Source organism: Microbacterium sp. RG1, from assembly GCF_005347485.1.
Classification (GTDB): domain Bacteria; phylum Actinomycetota; class Actinomycetes; order Actinomycetales; family Microbacteriaceae; genus Microbacterium; species Microbacterium binotii_A.
On the sequence record NZ_CP034121.1, the window covers coordinates 1125034 to 1140215 of the forward strand.

General features: G+C 69.7%; 14 protein-coding genes. 4 read left to right on the top strand and 10 right to left on the bottom strand.

Annotated features, from left to right (window positions below; translation table 11 throughout):
* Nucleotides 1-93: 93 nt before the first annotated feature.
* A complete protein-coding gene (coaD, locus tag EHF32_RS05400; protein WP_137417165.1) occupies nt 94-594 on the bottom strand; it encodes a pantetheine-phosphate adenylyltransferase in 501 nt (166 codons plus the stop codon).
* Between the two features lie 53 nt (nt 595-647).
* On the bottom strand, nt 648-2825 hold the full coding sequence (locus EHF32_RS05405; RefSeq protein WP_137417166.1) for an ATP-dependent DNA helicase RecG: 2178 nt from the start codon (nt 2823-2825) through the stop codon (nt 648-650).
* A 50-nt stretch (nt 2826-2875) separates the two neighbouring features.
* Here EHF32_RS05405 and rsmD point away from each other — a divergent pair, with 50 nt between their 5' ends.
* Complete coding sequence (rsmD, locus tag EHF32_RS05410; protein WP_137417167.1) at nt 2876-3451, top strand: 16S rRNA (guanine(966)-N(2))-methyltransferase RsmD; 576 nt, start codon at nt 2876-2878, stop codon at nt 3449-3451.
* Here rsmD and thiL read toward each other — a convergent pair.
* Nucleotides 3421-4407, bottom strand: a complete 987-nt coding sequence (gene thiL, locus EHF32_RS05415) for a thiamine-phosphate kinase (RefSeq protein ID WP_137417168.1) — start codon at nt 4405-4407, stop codon at nt 3421-3423. The genes rsmD and thiL overlap by 31 nt on opposite strands.
* 69 nt (nt 4408-4476) lie before the next feature.
* On the opposite strand from thiL, the gene EHF32_RS05420 reads away from it, so the two are divergent.
* Nucleotides 4477-4944 carry a DUF3515 family protein gene (locus EHF32_RS05420; protein WP_137417169.1) on the top strand — a complete coding sequence of 156 codons (468 nt, stop codon included), beginning with the start codon at nt 4477-4479 and terminating at the stop codon, nt 4942-4944.
* Between the two features lie 3 nt (nt 4945-4947).
* Here the strand turns inward: EHF32_RS05420 and EHF32_RS05425 are convergent, their stop codons facing one another.
* The 6 genes from EHF32_RS05425 to leuC are packed head-to-tail and all read right to left on the bottom strand — an operon-like array spanning nt 4948 to nt 11283.
* Complete coding sequence (locus EHF32_RS05425) at nt 4948-6033, bottom strand: D-alanine--D-alanine ligase family protein (protein ID WP_137417170.1); 1086 nt, start codon at nt 6031-6033, stop codon at nt 4948-4950.
* The gene (locus EHF32_RS05430; protein ID WP_443189865.1) at nt 5939-7030 is read right to left on the bottom strand and encodes an NAD(P)H-dependent glycerol-3-phosphate dehydrogenase; all 1092 of its coding nucleotides are present in this window, start codon (nt 7028-7030) and stop codon (nt 5939-5941) included. Before EHF32_RS05430 ends, EHF32_RS05425 begins: the two co-directional genes overlap by 95 nt.
* A 31-nt stretch (nt 7031-7061) precedes the next feature.
* The gene (locus tag EHF32_RS05435; protein ID WP_137417172.1) at nt 7062-7832 is read right to left on the bottom strand and encodes a lysophospholipid acyltransferase family protein; all 771 of its coding nucleotides are present in this window, start codon (nt 7830-7832) and stop codon (nt 7062-7064) included.
* A complete protein-coding gene (murA, locus tag EHF32_RS05440; protein WP_137417173.1) occupies nt 7832-9196 on the bottom strand; it encodes a UDP-N-acetylglucosamine 1-carboxyvinyltransferase in 1365 nt (454 codons plus the stop codon). Before murA ends, EHF32_RS05435 begins: the two co-directional genes overlap by 1 nt.
* Before the next feature lie 10 nt (nt 9197-9206).
* Complete coding sequence (leuD, locus tag EHF32_RS05445; protein WP_137417174.1) at nt 9207-9812, bottom strand: 3-isopropylmalate dehydratase small subunit; 606 nt, start codon at nt 9810-9812, stop codon at nt 9207-9209.
* Between the two features lies 1 nt (nt 9813).
* Complete coding sequence (leuC, locus tag EHF32_RS05450) at nt 9814-11283, bottom strand: 3-isopropylmalate dehydratase large subunit (protein ID WP_137417175.1); 1470 nt, start codon at nt 11281-11283, stop codon at nt 9814-9816.
* 246 nt (nt 11284-11529) lie between these two features.
* Between leuC and EHF32_RS05455 the strand changes: the two genes are divergently transcribed.
* Both EHF32_RS05455 and EHF32_RS05460 read left to right on the top strand, forming a co-directional pair.
* A complete protein-coding gene (locus tag EHF32_RS05455) occupies nt 11530-12849 on the top strand; it encodes an O-acetylhomoserine aminocarboxypropyltransferase/cysteine synthase family protein (protein WP_137417176.1) in 1320 nt (439 codons plus the stop codon).
* Complete coding sequence (locus EHF32_RS05460; RefSeq protein WP_137417177.1) at nt 12846-14162, top strand: LLM class flavin-dependent oxidoreductase; 1317 nt, start codon at nt 12846-12848, stop codon at nt 14160-14162. The genes EHF32_RS05455 and EHF32_RS05460 overlap by 4 nt, the downstream gene beginning before the upstream one ends.
* Before the next feature lie 9 nt (nt 14163-14171).
* Here the strand turns inward: EHF32_RS05460 and EHF32_RS05465 are convergent, their stop codons facing one another.
* On the bottom strand, nt 14172-15170 hold the full coding sequence (locus tag EHF32_RS05465; protein ID WP_137417179.1) for a TerC/Alx family metal homeostasis membrane protein: 999 nt from the start codon (nt 15168-15170) through the stop codon (nt 14172-14174).
* Nucleotides 15171-15182 lie beyond the last annotated feature (12 nt).

Here is a 15182-nt window from a genome sequence, read left to right on the forward strand (position 1 = left end):
GATTGACGATGTCACGCACACCGATGCTGAAGGGGCCGGGTCGACGATTTCTCACCCGGAGAGTCTAGCCCGCCGACGCGAGGCGGGGCCGGTTCAGATGCCGCGGCCGCCCGTGTCGAGGAACCGCGAGACAACCGGCGGAACATACGGCGAGACGTCACCGCCGAGAGAGGCGACCTGTCGCACGAGCGAGCTCGACACGAGTGCGTGCGAGGGGTCGGGCAGCAGGAACACCGTCTCGACCCCTGCGAGATGGCGGTTCACGATCGCCATCGGTGTCTCGTAGGCGACGTCCACCTGCGAGCGGATGCCCTTGACGAGCACACCGGCACCGACCTCCGTCGCGTAGTCGACCAGCAGGCCGACGCTCCATGACGCCACCGTCACGTGCTCGGCCGGGAAGCCGTCCTCGCGGATCGACTGCTCCAGCAGGGAGACACGCTGAGCGATGGGGAGCATCGCCTCCTTGCCCGGATTGTGCACGACGAGCACGTGGACCTCGTCGTACAGGCCCGCGGCCCGACGGATGACGTCGAGGTGACCGAGGGTGGGCGGGTCGAAGGAGCCGGGGACGACGGCGATCCGGTTGCTCACCCTCTCACCCTAGCGGGGCGCTCTCGGCAGGAGAGGAACGCACCGCGAAGCCGTCAGTTCTTTCCCAGCGCCGCGCGCTCGTCCGCATCCAGCCGACGCTCGATCGCACCCGCGAGTCCGGGATGCCGCAACAGCGCGGGGTCGTCGACCAGGATCACCTCGCCGTCGCTGCGCGCACGCGCGATGAGATCGGCGTCCGTGACGACGCGCAGCATCCGCAGAGACGAGCGTGCTCCCGACTGCGCTGCTCCGAGCACGTTGCCCTCGCCCCGTAACTGGAGGTCCACCTCGGCGAGCTCGAAACCGTCGAGCGTCGCCGCGACCGCCTCCACGCGCGTGCGAGCGGATGTGCGCGGCGGCGCGTCCGTCACGAGCAGGCAGAGCCCCGGCACCGAACCGCGCCCGACGCGTCCGCGGAGCTGGTGCAGCTGAGACACGCCGAAGCGGTCCGCGTCGAGAATGATCATCGTCGACGCGTTGGGCACATCGACACCGACCTCGACGACGGTGGTCGCCACGAGCACGTCGATGTCGCCCGCGGCGAAGGCGCGCATGACCGCGTCCTTCTCGTCCGAGGGGAGCTTGCCGTGCAGCAGCGCGATGCGCTTGTCGGCGAACCGGGGATGCTCGGCGAGAAGCCCGACGACCTGCACGACACCCCACCGTGGACGGGCGGCACCCGCGTCGTCGGGGAGATCGTCGATCGTGGCCGAAGGCTCCTGCCCGGCTTCGGCGATCGCGGTCTCGGGCTCGACGTCGATGGCCGGACACACCACGAAGACCTGATAGCCCTTCTCCACTTCCTCCGCCGCGCGCATCCAGACACGTTCGAACCACGCGGGCTTCTCACCCACGGGCGCGACGAACGACTCGATGCCGGCGCGCCCGGCAGGCATCGTGCGGATCGTGGAGACGTCGAGGTCGCCGAACACGGTCATCGCCACGGTGCGCGGAATCGGCGTGGCCGTCAGCACGAGCGCGTGCGGACTCGTGCCCTTGGCACGGAGCGTCTCGCGCTGCTCGACGCCGAAGCGGTGCTGCTCGTCCACGACGACGAGGGCGAGGTCGGCGAACGTCGTCTTGTCGCTGAGCAGCGCGTGCGTGCCGACGACGATGAGCGCCTGTCCGGCGGCGACCCGCAGTGCCGCCTTGCGCCGTTCGGCGGCGCCCATCTGACCGGTGAGCAGCGTCGGCATGAGCTCGGGAGCGAGGGTGGGACCGAGCATCTTCGTGAGTGAGCGCAGATGCTGTGCGGCGAGCACCTCCGTCGGGGCGATCAGAGCCGACTGCCCACCGCTCTGGGCCACCTGGAGCATGGCACGCAGAGCCACGAGCGTCTTGCCAGAGCCCACCTCGCCTTGCACGAGGCGGTTCATGGGCCAGGGGCCGACGAGATCGGCCGCGATGGCATCGCCCACGGAGACCTGGTCCGGCGTTCGATCGAAAGGCAATGCCGCGTCGAAACGCTCCAGCAGAGACCCCGCCGGGCGAGGCTCCGCCGACAGCGCACGGACGAGCTGGCGCTGCTGCAGAAGAGCGGTCTGCAGGACGAGCGCCTCCTGCCAGCGCAGAGTGTGCACCGCCTGGTCGACGGCATCGTCGAAGTCCGGCCGATGCACGCGCTCCAGCGCGTCGCGGAAGCTCAACAGCCCCTCGCGGGCGCGGATGTCGTCCGGGATCGGATCGTCGAGAGGTGCGAGCAGATCGAGCGTGTGGGAGATCAGCTCACCGATCTTCCAGCTCGACAGCGATGCGGTCGCCGGGTAGATCGGTATGGGCTGCGAGGCGTACGCCTGTGCGTTCATCAACGCCACGCTCTCGTCTTCGAAGAGCTGATAGTCCGGATGCGCGAGCTGCATCTGACGGCGGTACTCGCCGACCTTGCCCGAGAAAGTGCCGCGCCGGCCGACCTTGAGCTGGTCCTGCCGCCACGACTGATTGAAGAAGGTGAGCACGAGGTCGCCGCGGCCGTCGGTGATGACGACCTCGAGGATCGAGCCTCGTCGGTTCTTCATCCTCCGGTCGGTGACGCTCTTGACCTGCGCCACGATCGTGACCTGCTCGTCGACCGTCAACGAATCGATGGGGGTGAGCTCACCGTGCTTCGCGTACCGACGCGGGTAGTGCGTCAGCAGATCGCCCACCGTCCGCATCCCGAACGCCCGCTGCAGGGTCGTCGCGGCCTTGCCCCCGATCACGCCGTCGAGACGGGAATCGAGGGTGACGGACATGAGCCGATTCTACGGCGGGCCTCCCCCACGCCCATCGGTAGGGTGAGGGGGTGACGCGCATCATCGCCGGAGCCGCCGGCGGACTCCGACTCGACGTGCCGGCCAGTGGCACCCGGCCGACGAGCGACCGCGTGCGTGAGTCCCTCTTCGCCGCGCTCGAGTCCCAGGACATGCTTGCCGGCGCCCGCGTGCTGGACCTGTACGCCGGCTCGGGTGCGCTCGGCCTCGAAGCGCTCAGCCGCGGCGCCGTGCACGTCGATCTCGTCGAGCACAATCCGAAGGCCGCCGCCGTGGTGCGGCGCAACGCCGAGCTGATCGCCCGAGCCGCCGGCGCGACGGCGCGGGCTCACCGCAGCACGGTGAACGCGTTCCTTCGTCAGGGCGGAGGCGAGTACGACCTCGTGTTCCTCGACCCGCCCTACGACATCGCCGACGCGGAATTGGCCGAGGCGCTCGCACTGCTGCGTCCTCTGCTCTCCGCCGACGCTCTCGTGGTCGTCGAGCGTGCGAAACGCTCCACTGAGCCCGAGTGGGAGCTCGCAGACCTGGAGCAGGTGCGCGAGCGCCGTCACGGCGACACCGCGCTGTGGTGGGCTCAGCCGCGCCCCGCGTCCCAATCCGCGTAAGGATCCCATCCGCCGCGATCGGCGGGACTCGCGCCGTCCACCGTGACCGGATGCTCGCCGCGCGCGCGGACCGCGCCGATCCGACGGAAACCCTCGGGGAGGTCGACGTGAGCGGGGAAGGTGGCCAGAAGGGCGTGATCCTCCCCGCCGCTGAGTGCGACCTCCGCATCCGGGCCGAGAGGCGCCGTGTCGAGCGCGATCGTGACGCCGGAGGCATCCGCCAGGCGCGTCGCGTCGAGCACGAGACCGTCGGACACATCCATCATGGCGCGCGCGCCCGCCGCCGCCGCACGCGGTCCGAGGGCGATGGGCGGATGCGGGCGCAACTGCGCTGCGATGTCCTCGCGCTCTGCGTCCGTGAGCACCTGCGGGTCGACCGGCATCGGGCGCGCATCGGCGTCGCGGAACCGGGTGAACAGGAGTCGCAGCCCGCGCGCGGCACCGCCCAGCTCCCCCGCGATCGCGACCGTGTCGCCCTCCCGCGCGCCGGATCGGAGCACTGCAGGGCCGTCGAGCTCCCCCAACGCGGTGACGGCGACGGTGAGGGTGTCGGAGACCGTCAGGTCGCCGCCCTCCACGGCGCACCCGGGTGCGAGCTCGTCGCACGCCGCGCGCAGGCCGTCCGCCATGGCCTCGATGAAGCCGATCGTCGTGTCCTCCGGCATCGCGAGCGCGACGAGCAATGCGGTGGGACGCGCACCCATGGCGGCCACGTCCGCGAGGTTCACGGCGGCGGCCTTCCAGCCGAGGTCGAACCCTCCCGTCCACGCGAGCCGGAAATCCGGGCCGTGCACCAGGGTGTCCACGGTCGCGACGACCTGCCCGCCGGGCGCCAGCACTGCTGCGTCATCCCCGGGACCGACCACGGCCGAGCCGGACCCGACACGCGCCAGGATGCGGCGCAGGATCTCTCGCTCGCTCAGCTCCGCCACGGTCGTCTCGCTGCGCTCGTCCACCCCGCCACGCTACCCGTCTCCACGCTAACGCGAGACGGATGCGGGCGCGCCCGGGGTTAGCCTGGAGGGGTGATCCGCCCCCGACTCGGCCGTCTGGCAGCCGTCGCCCTCGCCCTGGTCGCCCTCACCGGCTGCAGCAGCACGGTCGCGCTCGACCCCGCCCCGGCAGCGAACGATCCGCGCTGCGCGGATGTCACGGCCTACCTGCCCCAGAATGTGGCGGGCCAGGACCGTCGGTGGACGGACGCGCAGGCGACGGGGGCGTGGGGCGACCCGGCCGCCGTGATCCTGACCTGCGGCGTGACCCCGCCCGGACCCTCGACTCTCGTCTGCCAGACGGTGTCGGGCGTGGACTGGCTCGTCGACGACAGCGACGCACCCCGGTACCGCCTCACGAGCTTCGGGCGCACGCCCGCCGTGGAGATCTACCTCGACAACGACGTGGTCTCCAGCGTCGACGTGCTCGACAGCCTCTCGTCCCTGGTCGCGAAGTTGCCGAAGGACGGGGAGTGCACCGCACGCCCCGGCACCTCGTAGGCGTCAGCGTCGCGCGAGCGCCGTCTCGATGAGCTCCGACAGCAGCTCCGAGTAACTGAGGCCCGACGCGATCCAGCACTTCGGGAACATCGAGATCGGCGTGAAACCGGGCATCGTGTTCAGCTCGTTGACGATCGGGCCGTCGGCGGTCAGGAAGAAGTCGACGCGTGCGAGCCCGCGGCCGTCGACGGCCGCGAAGGCGCGCAGCGCCATGGCCCGAACAGCTTCGATCTCCGCATCGGTCATGTCCGCGGGGCACACCACGTCCACTCCGTCGCCACCGAGATACTTGCCCTCGAAGTCGTAGAACTCGCGCGAGCTCAACACGATCTCGCCGGGAAGCGAGGCGCGCACGACGCCGTCGCGTCCCTCGAGCACACCCACCTCGACCTCGCGTCCGACGATGCCCTGCTCGACGAGCACCTTGTCGTCCTCCGCGAAGGCGACCCGCAGCGCCGCGTCGAGCTCATCGGCGGAGTGCACCTTCGAGACGCCGACGCTGGAGCCCGCGCGCGCCGGCTTGACGAACCAGGGAAGCTCGAGGTGGGCGAGGCGCGGGCGCACCGCATCCGTGTCCTCGTGCCAGTCCGCACGGCGCACCGTCACCCCGGGCGACACCGGGATGCCGTCCGCCTGCAGCGCGACCTTCATGAAGTGCTTGTCCATGCACAGCGCAGAGTCGATCACCCCTCCGCCGGCGTAGGCGAGCTCCAACGTGTCGAAGAAGCCCTGGATGGTGCCGTCTTCACCGTGCGAGCCGTGCAGGATCGGCAGAACCGCGTCCACCGCACCCAACTCGCGCACGGTGCCGTCCGCGTCGCGGACACGCAGCTGCCTGTCGCCCGCGGCCTCGGGCCAGATGATGCGCGTGCCGTTGTCTACGACGGCAGGCAGGTGATCGGCGATGAGCGCGAACTTGTCTGGGTCGTCGTCCTCGAGCACGAACGCGCCCTCGCGGGTGAGGCCGACCGGAATCACCCGGTAGCGCTCGCGATCAAGCGAGCCCAGAACCCCGCCCGCCGTGGCGGAACTGATCGAATGCTCGCTGGAGCGACCGCCAAAGAGCACCACCACTACCGGCTTGTCCATGCTGGGTCCTCTCCCCCTGCGGGGTGTCGTCGTCGGTGGTCAGGTGGGGGGCGATCTCTCGCGGGTTCATCGTGCCGTCCAGCACACGCTTGACCTGCTCGACGATCGGCATCTGCACGCCGCTCGCCTTGGCCAGTTGCAGGATCGGAGCGACGGATGCGAGTCCCTCCGCCGTCTGCTGCATCTGCGCCACGACGTCCTGGAACTTGTACCCCTGTCCGAGGAGCCTGCCGGCGGTGTTGTTGCGGCTGAGAGGCGATTGGCACGTGGCGATCAGGTCGCCGAGCCCGGCGAGCCCCTGCAGGGTCTCGGGCTGAGCGCCCTGGGCGACGGCGAAATCGGTCATCTCGACCAGACCGCGGGTGATGATCGACGCCTTCGTGTTCTCGCCGTAGCCGACACCGTCGACGATGCCGATCGCGACCGCGATCAGGTTCTTCAGCACGCCGCCGAACTCGGTGCCGATCACGTCCGTGTTGACGAAGGAACGGAAGTAGCGGTTGCGCGCCGCGCGGGCGACGATCTCCGCGGTCTCGGGGCTGATCGAGGAGATGACGGCGGCGGTGGGCTGCTCCTGCGCGATCTCGAGTGCGAGGTTCGGGCCGGAAGCCACGGCGATGCGTGCCGGGTCGCAGCCGAGCGCCTGCTCGATGACCTGACTCATCCGCAGCCCCGTGCGCTTCTCGACGCCCTTCATGAGCGAGACCACACGCGCCGAGCTTCCCTCGAGCAGGGGCCTGACGCCCGCGAGGTTCTCACGGAGCGCCTGACTCGGCATCGACAAGTACACCTGGTCGGCACCTTCGAGGGCCTCCGCGAGGTGCGACGTCGCGGTCATCGTGCGCGGCAGGTTGATGCCGGGCAGGTACTTCGTGTTGCGTTTGCCGGTGTGGATCTCGTTCGCGAGCTCGGGGCGGCGCGCCCACATGACGACGTTCGCGCCGCCGTCCGCGAGGATCTTGCCGAAGGTGGTGCCCCAGCTGCCCGCACCGAGCACGGCGACGCGGGTCACGGGGGTCGGGGGACGCCTACTCAAGACGGCCCGTCTCGCTCTGTCCGTGGGCGCCGGGCTCCCAGCGCGCCGCGGGAGCGGGCTCACCACGGAGATCCGACAGCAGTCCGGCGATCTCATCCATGACCCGCGCGGTGAGCTCCGCCTGAGCCGCCGGGTGGGCGGCACGGTCGCGGTACTCCTCGAGCGCGATGGGCTCCCCCACGCGCACACGCACGCGCCTGCGCAGCGGCCAGAGGCGGAACTTGCCGTAGCGCGGCATGATCTGCTGCGCACCCCACTGGGCCATCGGGATGAGGGGGATGTCACCGACCAGCGCCAGGCGCGCCGCGCCGGTCTTCCCGCGCATCGGCCACAGGTCGGGATCGCGTGTGAGCGTTCCTTCGGGATACACGATGACACCCGCCCGACGCTCCGCCAGGTGACGCGCCGTATCGAGCGCCTGCTTCGCAGCAGCGGCGCTAGAGGCGCGCGCAACGGGGATCATGCCGGTCGCGCGCAACGCCCAGCCGAGCACGGGAACCCGGAAGAGGCTCTCCTTCGCCATGAATCGCGGGGCACGACCCATGCGCCAGACGGCCACGGCGACGAGCAGCGGGTCGATCTCGCTGTGATGGTTGGGGGCCAGCACGAACGGGCCCTCTTCGGGCAGGTTGTCCTCGCCCTCGATCTCGATCTTGGCGATCAGACCGACGAACGGGACGACGATCCCACCGAGCAGCCAGAAGACGCTCGGCCGCGTCTTCTCCGCCGACGCGCGCCGCCGACGGTGCGTCTGGGGCGCCATCAGCCGACGACGTCGAAGTCGGCGCCGAGCGCGGTCAGCTTCGCGAGGAAGTCCGCGTATCCGCGGCGGATGATCCCGATGTTACGCACCGTCGAGGTGCCCTCCGCAGCCAGCGCCGCGATGACGTGGCTGTATCCGCCGCGCAGGTCCGGAACCGTGATGTCGGCGCCGTGCAGCGGGGTGGGTCCGGTGATGACCGCGGCCTGCTCCAGCGAGCGGCGCGGCACGCGGCGCGGGCCCTCCTGGAGACCGTGCGGGTACACCGTGATGTCGGCACCCATCTTGACGAGAGCCTGCGTGAAGCCGAAGCGATTCTCGTACACCGTCTCGTGCACGACGGAGCGTCCGGTCGCCTGCGTCAGCGCGACGATGAGCGGCTGCTGCCAGTCGGTCATGAAGCCGGGGTGCACGTCGGTCTCTACCGTGACGGGCTTCAGCGCCTCGCCGCGCGCGAACAGGATGCCGTCTTCACGCACCTCGAAGTGGGCACCGATCTTGCGGAGCACATTGAGGAAGGTCAGCATCTCCTGCTGGCGAGCACCGGCGACGAAGATCTCCCCGTCCGTCGCGATCGCGGCGCTCGCCCAGCTCGCAGCCTCGTTGCGGTCGAAGATCGAGCGGTGATCGTAACCGTTGAGCTTCGGCACACCCTCGATGAGGATGACGCGGTTGGGCTCGTAGGAGATGATCGCGCCCATCTTCTGCAGCAGGGCGATGAGATCCATGATCTCGGGCTCGATCGCGGCGTTGTGCAGCTCCGTGACGCCCTGTGCACGCACGGCGGTCAGCAGCACCTGCTCCGTCGCCCCGACGCTCGGGTAGGGCAGGTGGATGTTCGCGCCGTGCAGACCGCGCGGGGCGGACAGACGGATGCCGCTGGGAAGCTTCTCCACGATCGCGCCGAACTTGCGGAGCGCATCGAGGTGGAAGTCGATCGGTCGGTCGCCGATGCGGCATCCGCCGAGGTCGGGGATGAACGCCTGGCCGAGGCGGTGCAGCAGCGGCCCGCAGAAGAGGATCGGGATGCGGGAGGCACCCGCGTGCGCGTCGATCTCCTCCATGTGGGCGCTCTCGACGTCACGGGGGTCGAGCACGAGCGAGCCGGGCTCGTCGCCCTCGGCCACGCGCACACCGTGCACCTCGAGCAGCGATCGCACCACGGCGACGTCGCTGATCATCGGCACGTCGCGCAGCAGACTCGGGCTCTCGCCGAGCAGCGCGGCGACCATGGCCTTCGTGACGAGGTTCTTCGCGCCCTTGACCTCGACGGTGCCCCGCAGAGGCCGTCCGCCGCGGATCTCGAGGATCTCCGCCTCCTCCGCGAGCGGGCTGGAGGATTCGGCGGTCTGCCCGAGAAGTGTCATATGCGGTACCTCACTGTGCGGGAAGGGGCGGGAGTGTCCGCGGCTTCCAGGATTCGCGTCGCGCTTCGTAGGCGGCGATCTTGTCTTCGTTGCGGAGTGTGAGCCCGATGTCGTCGAGGCCCTCCAGCAACCGCCACCTAGTGTAATCGTCGATCTCGAACGGGACCCGGAGCTCGCCCGCAACGACCTCGCGCGCCGTCAGATCGACCGTCATCTCCATGCCGGGCTGCGCGTCGATGGCCGCCCAAAGCGCTTCGATGTCGGCCTCGGTGACGACACCCGTCACGAGACCCTGCTTGCCCGCGTTGCCGCGGAAGATGTCGGCGAACTTGGGGCTCAGCACGACCTTGAACCCGTAGTCGCGTAGGGCCCAGACCGCGTGCTCACGGCTCGAGCCGGTGCCGAAGTCGGGTCCGGCGACCAGGATCGAGCTCTGCGCGAAGATCGGCTGGTTCAGCACGAAGTCGGGATCCTGGCGCCAGTTGGCGAACAGCGCATCCTCGAACCCCGTCTTGGTCACCCGCTTGAGGTAAACCGCGGGGATGATCTGATCCGTGTCGACGGCGGAGCGCTTGAGGGCGGCGGCGACACCGGTGTGAACGCTGAACTTCTCCATCTCAGACCCCCGCCCCGACGATCGCCGGCTCTTCGACGGGATCGAGATCCCCCGGACTCGACAGCGTTCCGCGCACCGCGGTCGCCGCGGCGACGAGCGGCGACACCAGGTGCGTGCGCCCGCCCTTGCCCTGCCGACCCTCGAAGTTGCGGTTCGACGTGGAGGCGCACCGCTCACCCGGAGCAAGCTGATCGGGGTTCATGCCCAGACACATCGAGCATCCTGCGAAGCGCCACTCGGCGCCGAACTCCTCGAAGATGCGGTGCAGTCCCTCAGCCTCCGCTTCCAGCCGAACGCGCGCGGAGCCGGGCACGACCATCACCCGGACGCCCTCGGCCTTCTTACGACCCTTCACGATCGACGCGAAAGCGCGCAGGTCCTCGATCCGGCTGTTCGTGCACGAACCCATGAAGACCGCATCCACGGGGACGTCCTTCAGCTTCGTACCGGGGGCCAGATCCATGTACTGCAGCGCCCGCTCGGCGGCCACGCGCTCGTTCGGGTCCGCGATCTCGGACGGCGTCGGGACGACGTCGTTCAGCGACACGCCCTGACCAGGGTTCGTGCCCCACGTCACAAAGGGCTCGAGCTCGTCGGCGTCGAGGAAGACCTCCGCGTCGTAGACGGCGCCCTCGTCGCTCGGGAGCGTGCGCCAGTAGGCGACCGCATCGTCCCAGTCCTGCCCCTTCGGGGCGTGCGGACGCCCCTTCAGGTAGGCGAACGTGGTCTCGTCGGGGGCGACCATGCCGGCGCGCGCGCCCGCCTCGATCGACATGTTGCACATCGTCATGCGCCCCTCCATCGAGAGGGCCCGGATGGCGCTGCCGCGGAACTCGAGCACGTAGCCCTGCCCGCCGTTGGTGCCGATCTTCGCGATGACAGCGAGGATGATGTCCTTCGCGGTGACGCCGGGGCGCAGCGTCCCCTCCACGGTGATGGCCATGGTCTTGAACGGCTTCAGCGGCAGGGTCTGCGTCGCCATGACGTGCTCGACCTCGCTCGTACCGATGCCGAATGCCATCGCTCCGAACGCCCCATGGGTGGAGGTGTGCGAATCGCCGCAGACGACCGTGATGCCCGGCATCGTGAGCCCCAGCTGCGGCCCGACGACGTGCACGATCCCCTGCTCAGCGTCGCCCAGCGAGTGGATGCGCACACCGAACTCGGCGGCGTTGCGACGCAGCGTCTCGATCTGGAGACGGCTGGTCGGGTCGGCGATCGGCTTGTCGATCGCGAGCGTCGGGGTGTTGTGGTCCTCCGTCGCGATGGTCAGGTCGAGGCGCCGCAGGCCCCGCCCTTCCGCGCGGAGACCGTCGAAGGCCTGCGGGCTCGTGACCTCGTGCACGAGGTGCAGGTCGATGTAGATGAGGTCGGGCTGGCCGTCCTCGCCCTTGACCACCAAGTGGTTGTCCCAGACCTTCTCGGCCAGGGTGCGCGGCGCGGACGCCGCGGAGTGATCGGGATTGCTCATGCTGTCGTTCTCCTGAGATGACGGTGGATCAAGCCCGCAACGAACTCCGCGACGAGGGAGGCCTGGGTCTAGGACTCGTCGCGGCTGCGAAGGAGAAGGCGAGCGATCCGCACCCGCACAGGCTACCACCGCCCTCCGGCGCCGAGGCCCACCGCACGGGCCCGCAGGTGACGTTGTGTGTCGGCGCACTCGTCCGCGAGTGGTCGGTGCTTTTAGGCTGCTGCGACCCGAGACGGCAGGACCCTCATGACCGAACCCACCCACGGATTCGCCACGCGACAGGTGCACAGCGGCACCGAATGGACGGATGCGGCATCGCGCACCGTCCCGGTGTACATGACCGCCGGCTTCCGCTTCGACGACTTCGATCACGCGGCCGCTCACTTCGCGACGGGCGACGGCTACGGGTACACGCGCACCGGCAATCCGACCGTCGACGCCCTCGAGCGTCGCATCGCCGAGCTCGAGGGCGGTGCCGGTGCCGTGTTCGTCGGCAGCGGCCAGGCGGCCGTCTCCGTCGCGCTGCTGTCGCTGCTCTCGGCCGGTGACCACCTGGTCAGCTCCACCCACATCTACGAGGGAACGCGCGGGCTCGTGAACGACCTGCTGTCCCGGTTCGGGGTGACGGTCACCTATGTCGACGACATCGCGGACCCGCGGGCGTGGGAGGGGGCGATCCGTCCCGAGACCCGTGCCCTGTTCGCCGAGTCCATCGGCAACGCGCGCAACGATCTGCTGGACGTGCCCGCCGTCGCAGCCGTTGCGGACGCCCACGGCATCCCGCTCGTCGTCGACAACACCTTCGCCACGCCCTACCTGGTGCGACCGATCGAGCTGGGCGCGGCGGTCGTCGTCCACTCGGCGAGCAAGTTCCTCGCCGGCCACGGGGCGGCGCTCGGCGGCGTCATCGTCGACGACGGCCGGTTCGATGCCGCCCGATCGGGCGCGCTGTTCCCCCAGCTGGTGACCGCGCGCCACGACGGCGCGCCGAGCGTCTGGGAACGCCACGGCCCCCGCGCGCGTCTCGCCTATGTGCGCGAGTCCGTGGCACCGCGGCTGGGACCCACACCGTCGCCGCTCAACGCCTTCCTCGTGTCGCAGGGCATCGAGACGCTGCATCTGCGCGTGCGCGAGCAGTCGGCGAACGCGGGACGGATCGCGGCGTGGCTCGAGAGCCGCGACGAGGTGGCGTCGGTCGACTACGTAGGGCTTGCGAGCCATCCGCATCACGCGCTCGCGAAGCGGCTTCTCCCCCGCGGCGCCGGTTCGGTCTTCACCTTCACGCTCCACGGCGGCGAGAAGGCTGCTCGCGCCTTCGTCGAGAGCGTGCAGGTCGTGACCCACATGACCCACCTCGGCGACGTCCGCTCGCTCGTGCTGCATCCGGCCACGACGAGTCACGCGCAGCACACCGACGATGCGCGCGCCGCTCTCGGTGTGCATCCGGGAACGCTGCGTCTGTCGATCGGCATCGAGGATCTCGACGACCTGATCGCCGATCTCGAGCGGGCGCTCAAGGCCGCATCCCTCGCGGCGTCCACGCGGACGATCGAGGTCATCGGGTGAGTCGCCCGCAGCACTTCGGCTGGTTCCTGGCCCGCGGTTTCGGCCCGCACGGCTGGGGCCTGCCCGGCCTGGACTGGGACTACGACTGGACCGCCCCGCACCTGTACCAGGAGTCCGCACGCACCCTGGAGCAGGCCGGGTTCGATCTGCTGATCATCGAGGATGCGCCCTCGCTCGGTTCCGCGGAGACGATCGATCTGCGGGTGCGGCACGCCTTCGGCGGCCCCAAGCACGACCCGTTCGTGCTGGCCCCGTACCTGTTCGCCGCGACCCGGCACCTCGGAGTGGTACCCACCGTCAACCCCGCGGCATACCTGCCGTACACGGCCGCCCGGCAGTTCGCATCGCTCCAACACCTGAGCGGCCACCGGCTGGGGCTGAACGTGGTGACCGACACCGGCAGCGCCCGGCACTTCTCGACGGACGCGCCGCTCGGACACGATGCCGCATACGACCGCGCCGAGGAGTGGCTGGAAGGCATCCGCTCGCTGTGGCGGAGTTGGGACGAGGGCGCGCTCGTCCTCGACCGCGATGACGACCGCTACGCCGACGGCACCCGGATGCGGGCGGTGCGCCACCGCGGCCGGCACTTCGGATTCGACGGACCGCTCAACGCACTCCCCTTCACCGACGGTGAACCTGCGATCGTGTCACCGGGCGGGTCGGAGCGGGGTCTTGCGTTCGCCGGAGCGCACTCGGACGTGCAGCTGGCGCTCGCGCCCCTGGACGAGGCGAGCGTGCGCGCCTACCGGGAGCGCATCCACAGCGCCGCACGCGAGCGCGGTCGCGACCCGTCGGACGTGAAGGTGCTGTTCGCGATCCAGCCCGTTCTGGTCTCCTCCCCCGAGGAGGCGGACCGACTGGTGTCCGCGTCGCGCACGCCCGACGAATCAGCGCTGCGCGCGATCGCCAGGCGGCAGTCCTCGGATCTGGAGACCGATCTGACCGCGCTCGATCTCGACCGGCCGTTGCCCGAGGGGCTGTTCGCTCCGCACGTGTCGCACGGCAGCATCCGCCGGCTCGTCGGCGATCATGAGCCGCGCGAAACGCCGCTGCGGGAGATCCTCGCCGCGCACGCCCGCCTCGGCCGCATCTCGGACGGCACCGGGTGGGTGGGAACGCCGGGCGAGCTCGCTGATCGCATCGAGCAGCTGGGCGACTGGGGCAACGACGGCGTCCTGCTGTGGGGCGATGTGCATCCGGTCACCGTGCACCGCATGCTCGACGAGCTGGTGCCGATCCTCCGCCGTCGCGGCATCCTGCGCCGCGAGTACGACGGCGCGGGCCTCGGCGCGAACCTGCGCTCGTTCTGACCGCGCGACTCAGCCCTCGTCGACGGATGCGGCCTCGCGCCGTGCCGCCACGAGACTCGCGACGGTCGCGGTCGCCATCGCGACCACGATCACGATGAGCGAGACCCAGGCGGAGATGTCAGGCGCCCATTCGACGCCGTGGCCGCCGTTGATGAAGGGCAGCTCGTTCTCGTGCAGAGCGTGGAGGAAGAGCTTCACGCCGATGAAGGCGAGGATGAACGCGATCCCGTAGTGGAGGTAGCGCAGGCGATCGAGTAGTCCGCCCAGCAGGAAGTAGAGCTGGCGCAGCCCCATGAGGGCGAAGATGTTCGCGGTGAAGACGATGAAGGCACTCTGCGTGATGCCGAAGATGGCCGGGATGGAGTCGATCGCGAAGACGAGGTCCGTGAACCCGATCGCCACGAACACGAGCAGCATCGGCGTGAAGACCTTCTTGCCGCCGACAACCGTGCGCAGCTTCGACCCCTCGTACTGGTCGCTGATCTGGACGAAGCGCCGCAGCATCCGCACGACGGCGTTCTCGCGCTGCTCGCCGTGCTCGTCGTCCCCGGGAAAGGCCTGACGCCAGGCCGTCCAGACCAGGAACAGCCCGAACACGTAGAAGATCCACGAGAGGTTCTCGATCAGGACGGCACCGAACGCGATGAAGATGCCTCGCAGCACGAGCGCGATGATGATCCCCACCATCAGCACCTCCTGCTGGTACTTGCGTGGGACGGCGAACTGCCCCATCAGCAGGACGAAGACGAACAGGTTGTCGACCGAGAGGCTGTACTCCGTCAACCATCCGGCCACGAACTGGCCCGCCGCATCCGCACTGCCCGAGACCCACAGCAGGATGAGGGCGAACACGAGCGCGAGCGACACGTAGAAGACGACCCACAGGGTGGCCTCCCGCGCGGAGGGGATGTGGGGTCGACGGAGGATGAGAAGAAGGTCGGCGGCCAGGATCAGAACGAGCACGATCAGCGCGACGATCTGGAACCACACCGGGATCTCGAAGCCCATGAGAGCCTTTCG

Excerpts from the sequence above, each read along its gene's own strand:
- EHF32_RS05405 (WP_137417166.1), bottom strand. The coding sequence starts at position 2,825 with ATGTCCGTCACCCTCGATTCCCGTCTCGACGGCGTGATCGGGGGCAAG.
- EHF32_RS05425 (WP_137417170.1), bottom strand. The coding sequence starts at position 6,033 with ATGGACAAGCCGGTAGTGGTGGTGCTCTTTGGCGGTCGCTCCAGCGAG.
- EHF32_RS05435 (WP_137417172.1), bottom strand. The coding sequence starts at position 7,832 with ATGGCGCCCCAGACGCACCGTCGGCGGCGCGCGTCGGCGGAGAAGACG.
- murA (WP_137417173.1), bottom strand. The coding sequence starts at position 9,196 with ATGACACTTCTCGGGCAGACCGCCGAATCCTCCAGCCCGCTCGCGGAG.
- leuD (WP_137417174.1), bottom strand. The coding sequence starts at position 9,812 with ATGGAGAAGTTCAGCGTTCACACCGGTGTCGCCGCCGCCCTCAAGCGC.
- leuC (WP_137417175.1), bottom strand. The coding sequence starts at position 11,283 with ATGAGCAATCCCGATCACTCCGCGGCGTCCGCGCCGCGCACCCTGGCC.
- EHF32_RS05455 (WP_137417176.1), top strand. The coding sequence starts at position 11,530 with ATGACCGAACCCACCCACGGATTCGCCACGCGACAGGTGCACAGCGGC.
- EHF32_RS05465 (WP_137417179.1), bottom strand. The coding sequence starts at position 15,170 with ATGGGCTTCGAGATCCCGGTGTGGTTCCAGATCGTCGCGCTGATCGTG.